Annotated in this window: 21 protein-coding genes; 11 read left to right on the forward strand and 10 right to left on the reverse strand. The window is 66.1% G+C overall.

Annotation, left to right across the window (positions count from 1 at the left end; all coding sequences use genetic code 11):
• Positions 1-18 precede the first annotated feature (18 nt).
• The 4 genes from AB1281_RS20810 (at position 19) to AB1281_RS20825 (ending at position 2,604) form a co-directional block, all read left to right on the forward strand.
• Positions 19-444: a hypothetical protein gene (locus AB1281_RS20810; RefSeq protein WP_014035526.1), complete on the forward strand. Its 426-nt coding sequence runs from the start codon at positions 19-21 to the stop codon at positions 442-444.
• 57 nt (positions 445-501) lie between these two features.
• Positions 502-939: a rhodanese-like domain-containing protein gene (locus AB1281_RS20815; protein ID WP_014035527.1), complete on the forward strand. Its 438-nt coding sequence runs from the start codon at positions 502-504 to the stop codon at positions 937-939.
• A 100-nt stretch (positions 940-1,039) separates the two neighbouring features.
• The gene (secB, locus tag AB1281_RS20820; RefSeq protein WP_005407596.1) at positions 1,040-1,558 is read left to right on the forward strand and encodes a protein-export chaperone SecB; all 519 of its coding nucleotides are present in this window, start codon (positions 1,040-1,042) and stop codon (positions 1,556-1,558) included.
• Positions 1,559-1,578: 20 nt separating this feature from the next.
• Positions 1,579-2,604 (forward strand): NAD(P)H-dependent glycerol-3-phosphate dehydrogenase, encoded by a 1,026-nt coding sequence (locus AB1281_RS20825; protein ID WP_010487166.1) that lies wholly within the window; start codon positions 1,579-1,581, stop codon positions 2,602-2,604.
• A 144-nt stretch (positions 2,605-2,748) separates the two neighbouring features.
• On the opposite strand, the gene AB1281_RS20830 is transcribed toward AB1281_RS20825, so the two are convergent.
• Positions 2,749-3,204, reverse strand: a complete 456-nt coding sequence (locus AB1281_RS20830; protein WP_430347021.1) for a YybH family protein — start codon at positions 3,202-3,204, stop codon at positions 2,749-2,751.
• A 136-nt stretch (positions 3,205-3,340) separates the two neighbouring features.
• On the opposite strand from AB1281_RS20830, the gene AB1281_RS20835 reads away from it, so the two are divergent.
• Positions 3,341-4,006 carry an Ivy family c-type lysozyme inhibitor gene (locus AB1281_RS20835; RefSeq protein ID WP_430346873.1) on the forward strand — a complete coding sequence of 222 codons (666 nt, stop codon included), beginning with the start codon at positions 3,341-3,343 and terminating at the stop codon, positions 4,004-4,006.
• Positions 4,007-4,019: 13 nt separating this feature from the next.
• Here AB1281_RS20835 and AB1281_RS20840 read toward each other — a convergent pair whose 3' ends face one another.
• Positions 4,020-4,394, reverse strand: coding sequence for a hypothetical protein (locus AB1281_RS20840; RefSeq protein WP_042358390.1), 375 nt, complete (start codon positions 4,392-4,394; stop codon positions 4,020-4,022).
• A gap of 234 nt (positions 4,395-4,628) precedes the next feature.
• Between AB1281_RS20840 and AB1281_RS20845 the strand changes: the two genes are divergently transcribed.
• Complete coding sequence (locus AB1281_RS20845; RefSeq protein ID WP_430346874.1) at positions 4,629-6,059, forward strand: helix-turn-helix domain-containing protein; 1,431 nt, start codon at positions 4,629-4,631, stop codon at positions 6,057-6,059.
• Here the strand turns inward: AB1281_RS20845 and AB1281_RS20850 are convergent.
• From AB1281_RS20850 to AB1281_RS20875, 6 genes are all read right to left on the reverse strand, one after another.
• Entirely contained in the window at positions 6,045-6,689 is a 645-nt protein-coding gene (locus tag AB1281_RS20850; protein WP_430346875.1) for a DUF2306 domain-containing protein, read from the reverse strand. The genes AB1281_RS20845 and AB1281_RS20850 overlap by 15 nt on opposite strands.
• A gap of 135 nt (positions 6,690-6,824) precedes the next feature.
• Positions 6,825-8,207 carry a HipA domain-containing protein gene (locus AB1281_RS20855; protein WP_430346876.1) on the reverse strand — a complete coding sequence of 461 codons (1,383 nt, stop codon included), beginning with the start codon at positions 8,205-8,207 and terminating at the stop codon, positions 6,825-6,827.
• On the reverse strand, positions 8,204-8,467 hold the full coding sequence (locus tag AB1281_RS20860) for a helix-turn-helix domain-containing protein (protein ID WP_430346877.1): 264 nt from the start codon (positions 8,465-8,467) through the stop codon (positions 8,204-8,206). The genes AB1281_RS20855 and AB1281_RS20860 overlap by 4 nt, the downstream gene beginning before the upstream one ends.
• Before the next feature lie 414 nt (positions 8,468-8,881).
• Complete coding sequence (locus AB1281_RS20865; RefSeq protein ID WP_430347022.1) at positions 8,882-9,568, reverse strand: hypothetical protein; 687 nt, start codon at positions 9,566-9,568, stop codon at positions 8,882-8,884.
• 166 nt (positions 9,569-9,734) lie between these two features.
• Positions 9,735-10,007 (reverse strand): hypothetical protein, encoded by a 273-nt coding sequence (locus AB1281_RS20870; RefSeq protein ID WP_010487149.1) that lies wholly within the window; start codon positions 10,005-10,007, stop codon positions 9,735-9,737.
• Between the two features lie 211 nt (positions 10,008-10,218).
• Positions 10,219-11,223 carry a DUF2268 domain-containing putative Zn-dependent protease gene (locus AB1281_RS20875; RefSeq protein WP_430346878.1) on the reverse strand — a complete coding sequence of 335 codons (1,005 nt, stop codon included), beginning with the start codon at positions 11,221-11,223 and terminating at the stop codon, positions 10,219-10,221.
• 160 nt (positions 11,224-11,383) lie between these two features.
• Here AB1281_RS20875 and AB1281_RS20880 point away from each other — a divergent pair, with 160 nt between their 5' ends.
• The 5 genes from AB1281_RS20880 to AB1281_RS20900 all read left to right on the forward strand — a co-directional run bounded on the left by AB1281_RS20880 (position 11,384) and on the right by AB1281_RS20900 (position 14,891).
• Positions 11,384-11,959: an Ax21 family protein gene (locus AB1281_RS20880; protein ID WP_005411880.1), complete on the forward strand. Its 576-nt coding sequence runs from the start codon at positions 11,384-11,386 to the stop codon at positions 11,957-11,959.
• Positions 11,960-12,082: 123 nt separating this feature from the next.
• On the forward strand, positions 12,083-12,850 hold the full coding sequence (locus AB1281_RS20885; protein ID WP_430346879.1) for a helix-turn-helix domain-containing protein: 768 nt from the start codon (positions 12,083-12,085) through the stop codon (positions 12,848-12,850).
• 69 nt (positions 12,851-12,919) lie between these two features.
• Positions 12,920-13,288, forward strand: coding sequence for a VOC family protein (locus AB1281_RS20890; protein ID WP_430346880.1), 369 nt, complete (start codon positions 12,920-12,922; stop codon positions 13,286-13,288).
• Between the two features lie 122 nt (positions 13,289-13,410).
• A complete protein-coding gene (locus tag AB1281_RS20895) occupies positions 13,411-14,385 on the forward strand; it encodes a Dyp-type peroxidase (RefSeq protein WP_121505025.1) in 975 nt (324 codons plus the stop codon).
• Positions 14,386-14,471: 86 nt separating this feature from the next.
• Positions 14,472-14,891, forward strand: coding sequence for a hypothetical protein (locus AB1281_RS20900; protein ID WP_430346881.1), 420 nt, complete (start codon positions 14,472-14,474; stop codon positions 14,889-14,891).
• A 268-nt stretch (positions 14,892-15,159) separates the two neighbouring features.
• On the opposite strand, the gene pnuC is transcribed toward AB1281_RS20900, so the two are convergent.
• Both pnuC and AB1281_RS20910 read right to left on the reverse strand, forming a co-directional pair.
• Positions 15,160-15,732, reverse strand: coding sequence for a nicotinamide riboside transporter PnuC (pnuC, locus tag AB1281_RS20905; RefSeq protein ID WP_346486200.1), 573 nt, complete (start codon positions 15,730-15,732; stop codon positions 15,160-15,162).
• Between the two features lie 8 nt (positions 15,733-15,740).
• Entirely contained in the window at positions 15,741-17,930 is a 2,190-nt protein-coding gene (locus tag AB1281_RS20910; protein WP_430346882.1) for a TonB-dependent receptor, read from the reverse strand.
• Between the last annotated feature and the right edge of the window lie 51 nt (positions 17,931-17,981).

The raw sequence follows: 17,981 nt of genomic DNA on the forward strand, positions 1-17,981 counted from the left end.
GTTCCGGGGAAACCACTGATGCGCCGCCTGATCCAGTTCCTGATCTGTTCCCTGCTGCTGGCCAGCGCCGTGGCCTCGGCCGACGACCTCAGCCGCAAGCAGCGCAAGCTGCTGGAAGAGACCCAGATCGCCTACGGGGCGACCATCCGCTGGGGCAGCATGGACGATGCCATCGGCTACCTCGACCCCAAGCTGCGCAAGGAAAAGCCGCCCACCGAGTTCGAGCTCAACCGTTACGCGCAGCTGCGCGTGTCGTCCTACCGCGAGCGCAGCAGCGCCTCGCTGGACGGGGGACTGGTCGAGCGCCGGGTCGAAATCGGGGTGATCAACCAGAACACCCAGGCCGAGCGCACCGTGGTCGTGGTCGAGCGCTGGCGCTGGGACCCGGAAGCCAAGCGCTGGTGGCAGACCGCCGGCCTGCCGGACCTGTGGAAGGGGCAGTGACGGGCCGCGTCCGGCTTGTGCGACAATCGGCGCCCGCTTAATCGACCCGTGACCTGAGTGAATTACGAAGAGTTGCTGGCCTTTGCAGGCCGAAACCCGATGCTGTCCGCGGCCCTGGTCGGCCTGACCGTGGCCATCATCGTCACCGAGATCCGCCGCCTGTTCCGGGGCTTCAAGGGCATCAAGCCCGCCGAACTGACCCAGCTGATGAACGCGGGCGGCACGGTGGTGGTCGACCTGTCGGCCAGCGGTGACTTCGAGAAGGGCCACATTGCCGGCAGCCGCAATGCCCAGGCCAGTGCCTTCGGCCCGGAAAACAAGCTGGTGGCCAATGCCAGGCAGTCGCCGGTGGTGCTGGTCTGCCGCAGCGGCAACGCCTCGGAAACCGCCGCCAAGGCGCTGAAGAAGGCCGGCTTCGAGAAGGTCTACGTGCTCGACGGCGGCATTCCCGCCTGGCAGCAGGCCGAACTGCCGCTGGTCAAGGGCCGCAACTGATTGTCGCAGGTGGCGGATCCGGCCTTGTATGGGCCTGATCCCGCCCCCATCGCAATAGTTCGACCATCGTTTTCATTGCATTCACCTGGAGTTACTGGAAATGTCCGAAGAGATCACCAACGGCGCCGCTGCGCCGGTCGATGCCGCCACCGGCCCCGCTTTCACCGTCGAGAAGATCTACGTCAAGGACGTCTCCTTCGAGTCGCCGAACGCCCCGACCATCTTCAACGACCAGGTGCAGCCGGAGCTGCAGCTGAACCTGAACCAGCAGGTGCAGCGCCTGGGTGAGAACGCCTTCGAAGTCGTGCTGGCCGTGACCCTGACCTGCCAGGCCGGTGAGCGCACCGCCTACGTGGCCGAAGTGAAGCAGGCCGGCGTGTTCGGCCTGGTCGGCCTGGACCCGCAGTCGATCGACGTGCTGCTCGGCACCCAGTGCCCGAACATCCTGTTCCCGTACGTGCGCCAGCTGATCAGCGACCTGATCCAGGCCGGCGGCTTCCCGCCGTTCTTCCTGCAGCCGATCAACTTCGAAGGCCTGTACGCAGAAACCCTGCGCCAGCGCCAGGAGCAGGGCGACGCACCGTCGCTGGCTGACTCCGAGCCGGCTGGCAACGCCTGATTCCTGCCGCGACGTCACGGATGAGCACTCCCGCTGACAAGATCGCCGTGCTGGGCGCCGGTTCCTGGGGAACCGCGCTGGCCAGCCTGCTCGCACGGCACGGTCACCCGACCGTGCTGTGGGGGCGCGACGCTGCCGTGGTCGAGGCCATCGACCAGCGCCACGAGAACCCGCGCTATCTGCCGGGCATCCCGCTGCCGGACAGCCTGCGTGCCACCACCGACCTGGCGTCGGCGGTGGAGGGCGCGGCCTGGATCCTGGTGGTGACCCCGTCGCATGCGTTCGGCGAGACCGTGCGCGCGCTGGCGCCGCTGCGTCCGGCCGGTGCCGGCGTGGCCTGGGCCACCAAGGGCTTCGAACCCGGTTCGGGCCGCTTCCTGCACGAAGTGGCGCGCGAAGTGCTGGGTGAGGACGTGCCGCTGGCCGTCGTCACCGGGCCGTCGTTCGCCAAGGAAGTGACCCAGGGCCTGCCGACCGCGATCACCGTGCACGGCGACGTGCCCGAGTTCGCGCAGACGGTAGCCGAGGCGATGCATGGCCCGGCGTTCCGCGCCTACACCGGCGACGACATGGTCGGTGCCGAACTGGGCGGCGCAATGAAGAACGTGCTGGCCGTGGCCACCGGCGTGGCCGATGGCATGCAGCTTGGCCTCAACGCCCGTGCCGGCCTGATCACCCGTGGCCTCAACGAGATGCTGCGCCTGGCCGCGGCGATCGGCGCCAAGCCGGAAACGCTGATGGGCCTGGCCGGCCTCGGCGATCTGGTGCTGACCTGCACCGGCGACCTGTCGCGCAACCGCCGCCTGGGCCTGGCCCTGGGCCGCGGCCAGACGCTGCAGGATGCCGTGCGCGAAATCGGCCAGGTGGTCGAGTCGGTGCAGACCGCCGACGAGGTGATGCGACAGGCGCGCCGCCATGGCATCGACCTGCCGATCTCCGACCGCGTGCGTGCCGTGCTGCACGGCGAGCAGACGCCGGAAGAAGGCCTGCGCGCATTGCTGGCGCGGGAACAGAAGCCGGAGTATCCGGACACGCTGTTCAAGTGAATCGAAAAACCCCGGCCACGTGCCGGGGTTTTTTCTGTGCGCGCCCCATCCACGCATGGCGTGGCTCTACGACGGAACCCGCTTCTGGTAGCTGCCAACCTTGGTTGGCGCTCGGTAGCGCCGGGCCATGCCCGGCGGCATTCATCACCGCGATCGCGGCGGCGCGTTGCTGTTGTCCATGTCCGAGAAGATCAACCACGGCCCATCGTCCGCGCGCTTCAGCGTCAGCGTGAACTTGCCGGTGTCTCCTACGTTGTTGCCGTAGGTGTAGGCACCGATGATGTAGCCGACGTTCCCCTCCACCGAGTACGCCAGGGCACGCAGCCGCAGCGGGCTGCCACCCTGTCCGGCATACGCGCGTTCAATCGCATCGCGTCCGCGCACGGGGGGCTGGTTGCTCTGCAGGATGAAAGCGTCCTCGGCGAACAACCCGGCCAGCGCCTTGGCGTCACCCGCACGCCACGCCTGCTCGTAGTCGCGCAGTACGCGATCCAGCGGCGCGGGCAAGGCTGCATCGGGAAGCGGCTGTGCGGGCTTCGCGCCTTCTGCATCGTGGGCGATGGCCGGCGATGCCAGCAGCAGGGCACTGCAGAAGATCATGGCGAGTCGTGCACGGCGCATGCGTCCACCTCCAGGCGATGACGGGAAGGTGCGAACGCATCCTAGCGCGCTGCTGGTTAGAATCGCGCAGGCGCCCGCATGGTTGCATGCACCGCAGATCAGACAAGGACACGGAATGAAGATTCGAATCACAGGGATGGCACTGACGGTCGCACTGCTGGCCGCCTGCGGGCAGGCACCGGCACCCGATGCAGCACCGGCCGCACCGGTACCGACCACCGAAGCACCGGCGGCCACGGCGACGGTGGTCGAAAAGGAACCGTCCATCGAAGACGGCGTGGACCCAGCGGTGTGGGACAACGAAGGCGAACCGGAAGACCCGACTGCCGGCGGCGAGCTCACCTGCGCAGACAACCCGCTGGCGACCCATTTCTTCACCCTTGTGGGCGGCAACACCGTGGATGACTGCGGCCGCAAGGACCCGAAGGTGCTGGCCGCGTTCAACGCCCTGATGAAGAACACGGCGGCGGCCGAATCCACCGACAAAGAGATTCCGTCGCTGCGCGAACGCCTGTTGAGCGGGCCCAGCGGGCCTGGCGAACTGGTGGTGCTGCAGGGCGAGCCGTGGTGGTTCTACACCGCCTGCCAGGCCCACGACTGCCCCGGCACCGCGTTGGCGATGCTGTATTCGCCCGATCAGTCGAAGATGGTCGGCCGTCTTACCGCGCGCTGCCGTGTGTGGTGGCTGGGCGAACCCACGGCGGAACAACGTGAGCAGATCGAACAGCGCCAGCCACTGCAGGATGCCGCCTTGAAGGAAGACAGCGCGCTCTGCGAGTGATGTGGCGCTGGCGTCACCCGTCTGGCCGCATGCGCGCGCTGGCCTGTGCGTTCATGGCCAGGCACGCCATGATCAGCCCTTCCATCACCCGGTCGCCCACGTACTCGGCCTCCGTGCCGTTCTGGCGCACGCGTTCGGCCGCCAGCAGCAGCTCCAGCGTCACGCGCTGGCTTGCCAGTGCGCAGTCCGCATCGGCCAGCGCCATGCAGCGTCCCGGCATCTGGTGACGCTCCGGCCAGGGCTGGCCGTCGGCGGCCGCGCCTTTGCCGATGCGATGAAGCGTGGCGATGAAGGCATTCGGATCGGCCGCAGGCGCGCGTTCTGACGGCTCACCGGGTTTGGCGGGTGAGTGATGCGGATGCAGGCGAGGGAAGTCCGGAGTGGTCATGGCAGTGCTCCGTGCAGGACAGACGGTAGCCGCCACACAAAGGTGGCGGGCGGAGACGTGGCTCGAAAACCGGGAGATCACGAACAAGACCGGCAGGCGCAAGGCCTCCACGCTCCGCCCGCCATAGTCGGCAGACGGAATGCCAGCCGGCGCCACGCGGGGTGACGCCGGCTGGCAAGCGCAAACAACGTTCGTGATCTAACGGGTTTTCGAGGCCCGGCCACCCATTTTCCGGTGGCCCGCCATCTGTACGCGTGTCGCGGCGCAGTGCCAATCAGAACAGTTGCATTCAACGCTGAAACAAAGACGCTTTCGGCATTTTTGCATGCTGTTAAGCCGTCGCAGATGCAGGCGGCGCCAAGCCCTTGCGCCTTCGAGGAATATGCGACAGCGGTCGTGGTTGGCGCCGCTGGACGCCGCACCGGCAATGGGCAAAAGCGACATGTCGGGCCCGCCGTATGCCGTTCGTCCTGTTCTTCTGCCCGGAACCCGGCTGCTAAGCTTTCATCCCAACCCGTTGCCGATCGGCCTCCTTTCATGGCTTTCTGGACCGTCGTCTTCGCCATTGGAGCGGCCCAGGCCGTCCTGCTTGCGCTCGCTCTGTGGCGCCGGCCGGTCAATGCCGGCGCGAACCGGGTGCTGGCAGTGTGGATCGCGCTGATCGGCATCGACCTGGCGGTGAAGGCGGTCTACTGGGACCCGTCGTACCCCGCACCCACCAAGGCGCTGCGCTTCGTCGGCCTGTTCCCGTTCCTGTACGGCAGCCTGTTCTATGTCTATGTCCGGGCCTTGACCGAGGCGAGGGCCGCGCGCTGGCGCGACGCCGTGCATCTTTCTGGATTCATCATCGTGCTGGCCCTGCATGCAGGCTTCTTCCTGCGTGGGCTGGTGCCGCCCGAGGGGATGCTTGCGCGTTGGCTGCCGGGCATCGCGGAACTGGAATGGATGCGGCTGAACATCGTGCTGTACGCGTACAGCCTTTCCTATGTGATGGCGGGACTGGTGCAGGTGGTCCGCTATCGGCGGGGGTTGCTGCAGCGGCGTTCGGACGCGGACCGGATGTCGCTGCACTGGATCGATGCGATGGCGGTCTCGCAGATCGTCATCTGGCTGATTGCCACCACCCAGTGGCTGGTCAGGATTCCGTGGATCGACTATCCGCTGATCTATGGCCTGGTGGCCGCCTGGGTCTTCGTGGTGGGCTATCTCAGCCTCGTCCAAGGTGCGGTGATCGTCGAACGTGCGGCTGAGCCGGCAACCACCACCCCCGACGTAGCGCCGGCCGCCGACGACCCGCGCTTCGCAGAGGTCGAGGCGCGCCTGTCGCAGCTGATGACGGAGCAGCAGCTCTACCGCGAACCCGCGCTCACCATCGGCCAGCTGGCCAAGCGCAGCGGCTATCCCGAATACCTGGTGTCGGCGGTCATCAACCGCCGCTTCGGCGAGAACTTCTGGGAGTACATCAACCGACAACGCATCGAGGCCGCGTCCGGCCATCTGGCCGATGGCAGTGATACACGGACCATCCTGGACATCGCCTATGCCTGCGGGTTCACCTCGAAGTCGACCTTCAACGCCGCCTTCAAGCGCCAGCTGGGTGAAACGCCCAGCGTCTTCCGCAGGCGTCACGTTCAGGAAACTGCAGCGGCGTCATCGCGCCCCTGATACTGCGCCGGCCGATGAATGCCGGGGCCAGCGCACGACCAGTTCGCAGACGGCCAGGTTGAACAGCCAACATCCCCAGGCCGCCGCCAGGTAGACGGGGGCGAAGGGCAGGTGCAGGACGCCCAGTCCAATGCCCAGGATCAGCCGGAATGTTACCGCCGACGCAGTGAGGGCAATGCTGCGCCACATCCATTGCCGATGCCGGGCCAGATTGCCCGCCAGCGCGTAGCCCACGCCGATGCTGGTTGTGGCCAGCCAGGCCAGTGCGAGCAGGCCAAAGGCGATGCCGGTAGGTGCTCCGCCTTCGGCGTGCAGGGCCAGGGAGAAACCTGCAAGGCCCGCAACCAGTACGCCCCCCACGTACAGCCCGCCGCTCACCCGGTGCAGGCGTGGGATGCGCCGCTGCACCCATCCGCTCATCTGCAGCGGGGCCAGCAAGAGCGCCAGCCCGCCCCCGAAGAGATGGGCGGGCACATCCAGACCCGAAGCGGCGAACTTGACCTGCAGCGTGTTGTCGGCCTGCGGCTGGGCGTACAGCGCCATGAAAGCGTAGGCCGCCACGGCGGCACAGAGCAGGGTGAAGACCAGCCCGGCCGACCAGCGAGCGGTCCTGGGAAAGCGGTGTGGCATCTCGAAACCTCGTGCATGCGATGGAGGTTCGAGCGTGGGTGCGACGTGCGGGAAAAGCGTCCGGATCGGCGGAGTCGTACCTGGGATCGGTGAAGGAGTACGGTCAGGATCAGCGGGAATGGCCGCAGGTCCGCATCATGCGGGTGAAAGCTGCCTCACCATGTCGGCGATGATCACGTGGACCAGCGTTCTCAGGAAATGCACCTCGCCTTCCAGGGTTGGGCCGATGCCGAAACGGGCCAACCATTGCTGGTTTTCCTGCAGCACCTCCGCGTAAAGCGACTGGGCTTCGCTTGCGATGCGGTCGATCTGATGGCGCAGCTGCCGGGTGGCGGCTGGCCTTCCCAGGCCCAGGGCTTCACCGGCAGAAACCAGATGCTCGAAACGAAGGTCGTGGAAGCGCGCGACACCGAGAATGGGCCACGACAGTTCCGAGCGTTCTGGCCATCGTGCGCCCTCGTCGGCATACGCGCGGGTCTCGTAACATGCGGTGGACAGCAGGTCGTAGTGGGGGGCCAGTTCGATGCCCCTGCTGTCGACCAGGAAGCTCAGGTTCTTCAGGTGCGCATCGTTGTTGCCGGTGAGTACATTGAAGATCAACCAGTCGAACAGGCGGACGCGCGTCTTGAGCTTGCTTCTGCATTGCTCGACGATGACCTTCAGGGTATCGATGCTGCCGAGCGTGTACTTGAACTGCCGGTCGAGGTTGAGCAGCTGGCAGGCGTCGATCGCGTGCCGGCGGTGGATGGCGTCGGCGGTGATTTCGCGATCAAAGCGCTCGATGATGAAGACCGGTTCCGGTACGTAGCGGCGCTCGATCTTCGGCACCTGCAGCCCCATGCGCTGTGCAAGGCGCATCACGAACCACTCGTTGGCCACGCTGTGCGGGTAACTGCTGCTGGTGCTGTCAGGCTTGAGGATGTGGGTCGAGGGCTCGGCGCCCAGAGGCTGGTACAGTTCCTCGCCCACCTCGATGATGGCCAGCTTGTGCTGAGCACCTGCCAGTGACATGCGCTTGGCGGCACCGGCGGCGAGCGATGTACGTGGCAGCTTCTGGATGCGCGTGGAGAGTTCCATGTCGGTCAGCGGTTCCCTGCCGCCGGGGAGCAGGTGGGTCCCCGGCGGGAGCAGCGTCAACGAGCCTGCCGATTCCGCGCCGTAGGCGGCCAGCAAGGCGAACGCGTCGGCGCCATCCACCCTGGCATCGGTTGCCATCAGCGTGCGTTGTTGCTCTTCCGGCAGCAGGTTGTCGAAATACCACTGCACCGGGCGCTGGCTGGAGCCATCGGCGATGGCGGCCTCCTGCAGTGGCAATGCGGGTGCCAGCGGAAACCGATGTGCATTGCCGAGCCACTCCGGCGCATAGGTGAAGCGCCACAGGTTTGCTGCCTCGGTCAGGCGGCCCACCGGCGCTTCATCGATGCTGACCTGCAGTTCGCGTGGTGGAAGCGGATAGTGCAGTCCAGACAGCGCGGTCGTTGTAATGACGTCCTTGAGGTTGATACGGGGGGCGCTCATGGCACTTTCCCGTTGGCACGTCTCGCCAGAAGGGCCATGGCTTCGTCCGGCACGTCGATTTCGACATGCAGCCCCAGCTCGTCAAGTACGGTGAACAACTTGCCCCATTGCACCGTGGTACCACCGCGTTCGACCTTGGCCAGGAAGTTCTCGCTGACCCCAATGCCTTCGGCGGTTGCATCCTGGCGCAGCCCCTGATGCTTGCGGGCGGCTCTTACCAATGGTCCCAAGGCCTCAGCCTTCTCGAGCCTGATCTTCAATGGGAGCTCCCCAGCAGAGCCTGACGCTCCGGATTCGACACATCGTCTATAGCATATAATCCTCACTGCAGTAAGGATTTTCTGCGCAGAACCCGATACCCCCGGGAATCCTTTCGTTGCTGAGGATTTCTATAGAAAAGATCTGGATGCCATGAAATCCTCATCATCATAAGGATTTCTTTGCAAGGATGTCCGGCTCGCCAGAAATCCTCATGATTAAGAGGATTCTCCGGCATGGTGCGGAGTGGGATGCCCTCTCCGTCCATGGACAGCGCCACGGTGGCGGGACTTTCGCGATGCGTGGGGTCCAGGTGGGGGCGCCAGGAGCCTGCCCGGGAACCTCTGCCTGAAGCGCGGGCTCAGGCTTGGTCGCACGCCGGCCACTACCAGCCACGGCTGCACCTGAAGCGCCTGCTACTTGCTCGCGCGCCGCGCGCCCTTCTCGTCTTCGTCCTTTGCATCGCCCCGGGTCTGCGCGAACTCGGGGAACGTCTTCGCGATCGAATCCTTGTCCGGCAGGATGTAGAACACGCCGCCCTTCTCGAACGTGGATTGCACGATCTGCTCGTAGAACGCGGGCGAGACGTTGATGCAGCCGTGGGTGACGCGGTTGTCGTCCGGCGTCGGCGTCGCCAGTCGTTCGGCGCGCTTTTCCTTCGGGCTGCCCGGTGGCAGCGGATGCATCGACACGGCGGAATCGTAGTCCACCCACAGCACGCGTCCGGCATCGTCGGAAGGGCCGTAACCACCAATGAAGCGACCCGCAGGCGTGGTGCGGTCGTGGCCGGGAATCGCACTCAGTGCGAGCTTGGCGACGCCCGGTGCGGAGTGATCGCCGATGGCCGAACCGAACAGCGCCGGTGCCGCGCCGCGCAGCTTGCCGTCGCCGCCGAAGACCAGAACCTGCGCCGCCGCTTTGTCCATGATCGCGAACGGATAGCCTTGGTTGTCCTTGCTTGCGACGACCCAGCCAGCCAGCTCGATCACAGTTTCGGACACGCCCTGGTCAGGCGGAAGTTCATCAACGGCGGCCACCGGTGGTGCAGGTGCGTCCTTGTCCCTGGCGTTGGCTACGCCGCTGCACGCAACGGCCAGTGCCATGGCCAGTGCGGCATGGAGGGCGCGGCGTGCAGGGGAGGAGGAAGTACGAATGGGACGGCTCCTTGCAGTGCAATCGTGGGTGGAAGGATGCCAGTGGCCGGCGAAGGCCACTGGGTCCCGATACACCCGATACAGAGGTGGATCAATTCAAACGGTGAGGGAACGATTACCCGCGCGGCTTGCGGCCGGCAGGTGCCCTTTCAAGCTGCTGCACGCGACCTTCGATCTGGTCCAGACGCTGGTTGGCCTGCTGTGCCGACTGGTTGGCGGACTCCGCGCTCTGCGCAGCACCCTGCACCTTTACATCGAGCTGATCGAGACGCGAGTTGATGGTTGCAAACTCGTTCTTGTAAGAGGCGCAGGCGCCAAGGCTGACGGTGGCGATGAGCGCTACAGCAAGTGCGCGGGCCGTCTTCATGTGTTGCGGGTTCAGGTTCATTGCACTCCCTCCTTCGTCTGGGGAAGCTGGAATATAGCGGCGTTTGTTCCCGCTGCTACCAAGCGCTTTCAGCTGGAATTTGAATACGTGGATGCACTGTGAAGCCCGCTTCTGACCCTGCATTAACAAGCGGGATCAGGCGAGCTGATCTGCGTCGGCGTAGCGCCTTGCGCCTGTTCAAGATCGCCAATTCATCAGTATGAAGCCGTTGTCACAGCAACTGCTTTTCGACGCCATTTACAGCGGTGCAGGCAGGCTTCCATCCACTCGCCTCAAACACGGTCGCGGCGGTGTCGGGGCGCACATCCAGCAGCGTGGCGATGGCCCTGGTCCTGTCTGGCGCGCGCGAAACATAGTCGCGGGCGATGCGGTAGCCGACCCAGTATCCGAGGTCTCCGCGTCGTGCTTCATCGCCGGGGCCGTTGTACAGCCACTTCGAAAGATCGGTGCCTGCACTGTCCTGTACGAACGCGCGCTCCAGCGCACATTCGCGGCCTTGCGTCCAACGACGCAGATGCGCGTTGGCCGGTTGCCCCGAGATCAGTTCGCCCACGTACTCGGCGCCGCCTTCAAGCAACGTCTGATAGAGCAGGGTGGGCTGCGCGACATCCATGCTCGCACCGGGCTGTTGCACGTGCACGTACTCATGGGCGATCAGGTGCACGAAACGATCGCCGACATCAGGCTGCATCCAATCGGCGTTGCACAGCGCTTCCAGTCCGATCACCACTCCATCCTTGGTGGTGACGCCGCCACTGTTGCCCCGCCCGACCAGTACGGTGACCGGAGGAAAACGTGCGGAGGGGAGCAGCGTGCCCAACCGTTCGAGTGCGTCGGCAACCCGCGCGCGGACCGCCGGCAATGCCGCTGCACAGGTGCGCGCCCTGGCGAACAATGCTGGCTTGTCCTGGATGGTCCTGGCCAAACGCTCCATCGAACCGATGCGGCTATCGGTGAAGCTGCGCAATGCATCCGTGCCGGTGTCCAGATAGCCGCGCTGCAGATCTTCGGCACTCGGTTTTCCTCCACTGGCATCCAGCACGCTGAAGAAACGCGTGACATCGTCTGTCTGCACCACGATGCGCGAAGAAGGTCGGGCGCGCTCGGCCGCGTTGGCTGGCAGCAGCATCATCGGCAGGACGACGAGCAGCAGCACCCGCACTGCGCGGCGCGCATGGGGCGGAAACAGCAGTGACGCGGCGAACGCGTGCGGCATGTGGAGTTCCCTGAACGCCAGCCTTATTTATACACCAGTCAGTTCAATATTCAGGGTTGATTAGACACCCTAACGGATAATTCACACCTGTCGACCGCCTCCTCTCTCTCCCCTCCCGGGAGGCGGCCGACGAAACCAAAATAATTAAAGGTGTGTCCCGATGAACAAGAATTCGCTGCTCGCCCTGGGTCTTCTGGCTGCCCTGCCGTTCGCTGCATCGGCAACCGACGGCCTGTCGTACAACTACGTTGAAGGCGGCTACGTGAACACCGATGCCAAGGGCGGCGACGCCGACGGCTGGAAGGTGAAGGGTTCCGTGGCGGTGCACCCGAACTTCCACATCTTCGGCGACTACAGCGCGCAGGAGACCGACAAGTTCAAGAATGACGTCGACCAGTGGCGCATCGGTGCTGGTTACAACTACGGCATCGCACCGAACACCGATCTGGTGGCCCGCGTCGCGTACCAGAAGTTCGACATGAAGCATGGCCTGGACTTCAACGGCTACTCGACCGAAGTCGGCGTGCGCACCGCGTTCAACCCGTACGTGGAAGGCTACGTGATGGCCGGCTACGAGGACTACACCAAGAAGCACGGCATCAACCCGGACGGCGAGTTCTACGGCCGCGTCGGCGCCACCGCCAAGTTCAACCAGAACTGGGGCCTGAGTGGCGAAGTGAAGCTGGCCAAGGCCGGCGACCGCGAGTGGTTCGTGGGCCCGCGCTTCACCTGGTAACAAACGCCTGTCGTTAGTGCGTGTTGTGCTGGCGTGTGACTCTCTCTCTCTCCCACACGCCAACCGAAGCCCGGCCTCGCGCCGGGCTTCACTTTTATGGGCCGCGTGGCGCGACAATGCGGCATGCGCGACCCTTCCTCTCTCGCAGGTACCGGCACGGCCTACCAGGAGCATCTGGCACCTGTCCCGCTGCGTGGCCGCTTCGGCCAGCTGTGGCAGAGCCAGCTTCCTGACGATGCTGATGGGCACATCACCGTGCTGCCCGATGGCTGCGTGGATATCCTCTGGCGCGACGGTGCGCTGTTCGTCGTCGGCCCTGACCGGGTAGCCGCACATCCGATGCTGGCACCGGGCGCGCAGGTGCTGGGTGCGCGCTTTCGGCCAGGGCAGGCGCTGGCCGCGCTGGGCCTGCCGTTGGCCGAGATCATCGGCCAGGCGGTGCCGTTGACTGATCTCAAGGGTCGATGGGCGGTAGAGGCTGCGGCTTCCATCGGCGACACCGCGCCGGCGCAGCGCCTGCAGCGGATGGCGCACTGCCTGCAGCCGCACCTCGGGGGCGCGGCGCTCGACAGCCGGTCACAGCGGGCGCACGTCCTGTTCCAGGCGCTTGCCAGCGGGCATGCCACGCTGGATGAGCTCGCGGCACGCCTGAGCCTGAGCCCGCGCAGCCTGCGGCGCTTCAGCCAGGTGCAGTTCGGCTATGGGGCCAAGACGTTGGAGCGGATCCTGCGCCTGCAACGCTTCCTGCGGCGCAGCCGCGCGCTGCCGCAGCACTCGTTGGCGATGCTGGCCGCCGATGCCGGCTATGCCGACCAGGCCCATCTCAGCCGGGAGGCGCGCGAGCTTGCCAGCATGACCGCACGGCAGCTGCGCGTGGAATGGGGGCGATGATGGCCGTTTCGTTCAAGACCGCCGTGCCGCGCTGACCGAAGCTGGGGTTTCCAACCACGGAGCCACCCCATGAGCCATGCCGCCACCCACGATGCCGAACGCCGCATCGACAACATCGAATTCAACGTCGCCGACATCGCCCGCAGCAAACGCTTCTACGGCGAGGTGTTCGGCTGGAACTTCACCGACTATGGCCCGGCCTACACCGAGTTCGACGATGGCCGCCTGAAAGGTGGATTCGTGGCCGACGCACCGGTGCGTGCGCGCGGCGGTCCACTGGTGATCCTGTACTGCGCGGACCTGGCCGACGCACAGCGGCGCGTGGTCGCCGCCGGTGGCGAGGTGGTGCAGGCGGTGTTCGCCTTCCCCGGCGGCCGCCGCTTCCACTTCCGCGATCTGGATGGCTATGAGCTGGCGGTCTGGAGTGATGTGGATTGAGGTCTTCCGACCTTTATCGGTGGACGGAACGAGAACCGCTCCGTCCCCGGTCAGGCGGTTCCGCTATGATCCCGGCACGTCGCCACCGGCGATGCACCCGTCTCAAGCCAGCAGGAACTGCCGTGAATTCCCAGCCCGCACCGATCACCGCCCTCAACCACACGCTCGACAACGAGCCGCAGCAGATCACTGCGCCGCTCACCCATTCGGCGGCGTTCCTGGTGCTGAAGGTGAAGGATGACGAGGCGTCGATCGCCAAGGCGCGCGAGGTGCTGGCCAGCACCGATGATCTGATCAAGAACACCGCCATCCGCGAGATCGAGCGCACTTTCACCTGCAACGTGGCCATCGGCCACCGCGTGTGGCAGCCGCTGGTGGGTACCACGCCGCCGCGCGAGCTGGCGCCGTTCCGCGAGATCAAGGGTGCCACCCATACCGCCGTGTCCACGCCGGGCGACCTGCTTTACCACATCCGCGCGCGCACCATGGACCTGATCGTGGCGTTCGAGCGCAACCTGCTGATGGCGTTCGGCGATGCGGTGGAAACGGTCGATGATGTGGCCGGCTTCCGCTACTTCGATGGTCGCGACCTGCTCGACTTCGTCGATGGCACCGCCAACCCGGAAGGGCTGTCGCTGCCGGAAGCCACCATCGTGGGCGATGAAGACCCCGCGCATGCCGGCGGCAGCTACGTGGTGGTGCAGAAGTACCTGCACAACCTCGATGCCTGGCGTGCGCAGAAGACCGAGGCGCAGGAGGCGATCATCGGCCGCACCAAGCACGACAACATCGAGCTGGACGATGCACCGGCCGATGCGCAGAAATCGCACAAGACCCTGTGCACCATCGAGGACGCCGACGGCGAGCACGAGATCCTGCGCGACAACATGCCGTTCGCCAACCCGGGCCGTGGCGAATACGGCACCTACTTCATTGGTTACACGCGCCGCCTGTGGGTGATCGAGAAGATGCTCGAGCGCATGTTCATCGGCAATCCCGCGCCGCTGCATGACCGCATCCTCGACTTCTCCACCGCCACTACCGGCGTGACCTTCTTCGCGCCCTCGCGCAAGGTGCTGGCCGACCTGGGCGAGTGATCGCGCTGGGCCATCACCGGCCGCCATCTCCCTGTCATCTATGGCGCCGACCATGGCGCGCTGGATGGGAGTGCAGGAGGCAGGCGATGGCCATGGCAGGGAACAGGACCGGCTTGCGTCGCTGGTGGCGGCCACTGGCCGCGTTGTTCGGCGCATTGGCACTGGGGAGTGCCAGCGTTTCCGCGCAGGAAGCTCCTGCGCACTGGATGGCCTATGCCGCCGCCGTGGGCGGCCAGCTGCAGCAGCGCCTGCAGCAGGAGCAGGACCCGCACGCGCAGCGTGTACTGGAATGGCTGCAGGTACACCCGGATGCACCGACGCCGTTGCCGGTGAGTGTGTGGATCGCCGCGGATGGCCGCATTTCGAAACTGGAATTCGACAGCCTCGGCGATGCCCAGGTCGACGCCGACCTGCGCGCGACGCTGCAGGCCGCGCCGTTGCAGGCGCCACCGCCCGCCGACATGCGCCAACCGCTGCGACTGGGCCTGGTACTGGAGCCGAAGTAGATCCACGCCATGCGTGGATGCGCCTGGTCGTCAGGCGCGCGCCAACCAAGGTTGGCGACTACCGTAGCCCCCAGCCACGCATGGCGTGGCTCTACTGACCTCACGGACGGACCATTGCAGTAGATCCACGCCATGCGTGGATGTGTCTGGTAGATGCCGACCCTGGTCGTCAGGCGCGCGCCAACCAAGGTTGGCGACTACCGTAGCCCCCAGCCACGCATGGCGTGGCTCTACTGTGGATGGTCAGCGCACAGCCCGGCCCTCCGCATCAACGCACGGGTGCACCCTGCGGCTCGCGCGCGGCTGCGCTCCATGCGCGCAGGCCGAACACGGCCAGGCCGAGGAAGAATACGTACAGCGCGGCGGTCACGTGCAGCGACTTGAACAGGTACGCACCCACATAGACCACGTCCACCGCGATCCACACCCACCAGCAGGCCACGTGGCGACGTGCCTGCCACCATTGCCCGACCAGGCTCAGACCGGTCAGCATCGCATCCAACCACGGCAGGGCAGCGTCGGTGAAGCTGTGCATGGCCGCGCCCAGCGCCACGCCACCGCACACGCCGATGGCCAGATCGCGCAGCAGCTTGCCGCGCGCCAATGGCACGATGCGGATGCTGCCCTCATCGGCGGCATGCTGCCGCCAGTTGATCCAGCCATAGACCAGGAAGCCGCCGAAGATCACCTGCAACAGCGTGTCCGAGTACAGCTTGGCCTCGGCGAACACCAGCCCGTACAGCGTCACCGACAGCAGGCCCACTGGCCACGCAGACAACCGACGCCGGGCCATCAGCCAGACGCCGAGGATGCTGCACAGCGCGGCGGTCCACTCGAGCATGACGCCGCTCACAGCGCGAACGTCACCGACAGGCGGGCCTGTCGCGGTGCGCCGGGGAACAGGTAGTAGTCACCGCCGCTGCTGCCGGTATCGCGCCAGTAGAAGCGGTTGAACACGTTGTCCACCGACAGGTTCCAGGTCACCGCGCGTTCGTGCAGGCGATGCTGGAAGCGCAGGCCGGCATCGAACACCGAGTAGTCCGGTGCGCGCACGCCACCGTCGGCGCGTGCCACGTTGGCACCGGCATAGCGCCAGCCGCCGGTCACGTCCAGGCCCTGCACGAACGGCAGTGCATAGGCCACGTGCACGCTGGCACGTACCTTCGGCACGTTCACCAGCTGATGGCCTTCATAGGCCGGGGTGCCGGTGTCGCGCGCGCGCGCCTGCAGCACGCTGGCGCTGGCTACGATCTGCAGTGCGTCGGTCAGCTGGCCGTTGGCGGTCAGCTCCAGGCCGGTGTGGGTCTGCGTGCCTTCCTCGACGAAGGTGTAGCCGACGTCGCTGCTGTCCGGCTTGGCGTACTGGTACGGCTGCGAGATGCGGAACACGGCTGCGCCCAGCGTCAGCGCCTCGACCGGCACGTACTTCACGCCCACTTCCAGCTGCCGCGACTGCACCGACGGCAGGAAGGTGTCGGCGTTGCTGGTCCAGAACGGCGCCTCCTGGCCCAGTGAAATGCCGCGCACGTAGCTGGCATAGGCATTGAGCTGGTCGGTGGCCTTCCACACCACGGCGGTCTGCGGCAGGAAGCGCGACAGGCGGCTGTGCCGCTGCGGGTTTCCACGCTTGTCGTACGCGCGCTCGTCCAGGCGCACGAAGCGGCCACCGGCCAGCCACTGCCAGTCATCACCGAAGCTCATCCGGTCCAGCGCGAAGAACGCGGTCTGGCGGCTGTCCAGGCGACGTGCGGTGGGACCGGGCATCTTCGGCGACGGCTCGAACACCGGCACCTGCGCGTCGTGGATGTTGCTGGTGCCGACGTACTCGTTGACGCTCGGGCGCTTGTCCACGGTGCGGCGGAAGTAGTCGGCACCGAGGGTCAGCTGGTGGCCGACGTTGCCGGTCTCGAAGCGGCCGCGCAGCTCGGCACGGGCCTGCTGGTTGCGGCGCGTGTCGTCCGGGCTGCGGTAGTCGTAGACGTCGTAGTCGCCGTTGGGTGCGAAGTAGTTGCTCGGCACGCTGCCATCGGCGCACTGCGCGGCGTAGTAGCAACCGTAGGCGAAGGCGACGTTGTCATCGATCACCGAGCGGCTGTGGCCGACCGAGACGCGCGACTGCCAGGCATCGTTGAAGTCGTAGGTGTGCAGCGCGGTGATGTTGGTGCTGGCGATATCCACCGGGCGCTGCCACGGCTGGTAGCCGAGCAGGTGCTCGCGGTCGACGCCGCGCGGCAGGTCACGCGCGCCCAGCAGCTGGTAGCCGGACACCGAGCGCTGCGAGCTGGTCTGGTAGTTGGCATCCACTTCCAGCTTGCCGCGCTCGCCGATCAGCCAGTCGGCGGCCAGCGAGTAGAAGTTGCGGCGGCCATCGGCGTGCTCGACGTAGGAATTGCTGGAATCCCATGCGGCATTCAGGCGCAGGCCGAAGCGCGGGGTGATCCAGTGGCCGACATCGACGGCGACGTAGCGCGAGCCTTCCGAATCGGTGCCGAGCGTGGCGGTGCGCACTTCCGCCGGGCGCTTGCTGATGTAGTTGATGATCCCGCCCGGCGCCATCACGCCTGCCGCCAGGCCGGCTTCACCCTTGAGGATCTCCACCGACTGCACGTTCTCCAGCGCCAGGCGTTGCTCGCCGGCGATGGACAGCCCGTTGAAGCGGTAGCCGGTGGCGGCATCCAGCGCAAAGCCGCGGATGGCGATGTTCTGGTAGTAACCCACCGGCGCATACGCATCACCCAGCGAGGCATCGTTGCTGGCCAGCTCGGACAGCGAACGCACCTGGCGACGGTCGAGGTAATCGCGCTCGAGCACGTTCACCGAGGCCGGCGTGTCCTTCCAGCTTCCACCACCGAAGGCGTTCACGCGTGAGGTATCGGCCTTCGGTTTGCCGGCCTGCACGCGCACCGCCGCCAGTTCGGTCGGCGAACGATCGGCGCCGGTGGCAGCCGCATCGGGAACAGCGTCGGCCTCGCTGGCATGCAGCGGCAACGCGGCGCAGAGGGCGAGGGAGAGCAGGGTGGGGCGCAGGCAGCGGTTCATTCGGTTCGTCTTCGGACAACAAGGGAGACGAAGCGACGGCGCGCAGGTGCA

Source organism: Stenotrophomonas sp. NRRL B-14846, assembly GCF_050473585.1.
Lineage (GTDB): Bacteria > Pseudomonadota > Gammaproteobacteria > Xanthomonadales > Xanthomonadaceae > Stenotrophomonas.

What these genes read in the sequence shown, in the direction of transcription:
- AB1281_RS20900 (WP_430346881.1), top strand. Translation starts at nt 14,472, where the DNA reads ATGGCCATGGCAGGGAACAGGACCGGCTTGCGTCGCTGGTGGCGGCCA.
- AB1281_RS20885 (WP_430346879.1), top strand. Translation starts at nt 12,083, where the DNA reads ATGCGCGACCCTTCCTCTCTCGCAGGTACCGGCACGGCCTACCAGGAG.
- AB1281_RS20850 (WP_430346875.1), bottom strand. Translation starts at nt 6,689, where the DNA reads ATGCCACACCGCTTTCCCAGGACCGCTCGCTGGTCGGCCGGGCTGGTC.
- AB1281_RS20890 (WP_430346880.1), top strand. Translation starts at nt 12,920, where the DNA reads ATGAGCCATGCCGCCACCCACGATGCCGAACGCCGCATCGACAACATC.
- pnuC (WP_346486200.1), bottom strand. Translation starts at nt 15,732, where the DNA reads ATGCTCGAGTGGACCGCCGCGCTGTGCAGCATCCTCGGCGTCTGGCTG.
- AB1281_RS20880 (WP_005411880.1), top strand. Translation starts at nt 11,384, where the DNA reads ATGAACAAGAATTCGCTGCTCGCCCTGGGTCTTCTGGCTGCCCTGCCG.
- AB1281_RS20810 (WP_014035526.1), top strand. Translation starts at nt 19, where the DNA reads ATGCGCCGCCTGATCCAGTTCCTGATCTGTTCCCTGCTGCTGGCCAGC.
- secB (WP_005407596.1), top strand. Translation starts at nt 1,040, where the DNA reads ATGTCCGAAGAGATCACCAACGGCGCCGCTGCGCCGGTCGATGCCGCC.
- AB1281_RS20825 (WP_010487166.1), top strand. Translation starts at nt 1,579, where the DNA reads ATGAGCACTCCCGCTGACAAGATCGCCGTGCTGGGCGCCGGTTCCTGG.
- AB1281_RS20855 (WP_430346876.1), bottom strand. Translation starts at nt 8,207, where the DNA reads ATGAGCGCCCCCCGTATCAACCTCAAGGACGTCATTACAACGACCGCG.
- AB1281_RS20870 (WP_010487149.1), bottom strand. Translation starts at nt 10,007, where the DNA reads ATGAACCTGAACCCGCAACACATGAAGACGGCCCGCGCACTTGCTGTA.
- AB1281_RS20840 (WP_042358390.1), bottom strand. Translation starts at nt 4,394, where the DNA reads ATGACCACTCCGGACTTCCCTCGCCTGCATCCGCATCACTCACCCGCC.
- AB1281_RS20830 (WP_430347021.1), bottom strand. Translation starts at nt 3,204, where the DNA reads ATGATCTTCTGCAGTGCCCTGCTGCTGGCATCGCCGGCCATCGCCCAC.
- AB1281_RS20865 (WP_430347022.1), bottom strand. Translation starts at nt 9,568, where the DNA reads ATGGCACTGGCCGTTGCGTGCAGCGGCGTAGCCAACGCCAGGGACAAG.
- AB1281_RS20835 (WP_430346873.1), top strand. Translation starts at nt 3,341, where the DNA reads ATGAAGATTCGAATCACAGGGATGGCACTGACGGTCGCACTGCTGGCC.
- AB1281_RS20875 (WP_430346878.1), bottom strand. Translation starts at nt 11,223, where the DNA reads ATGCCGCACGCGTTCGCCGCGTCACTGCTGTTTCCGCCCCATGCGCGC.
- AB1281_RS20910 (WP_430346882.1), bottom strand. Translation starts at nt 17,930, where the DNA reads ATGAACCGCTGCCTGCGCCCCACCCTGCTCTCCCTCGCCCTCTGCGCC.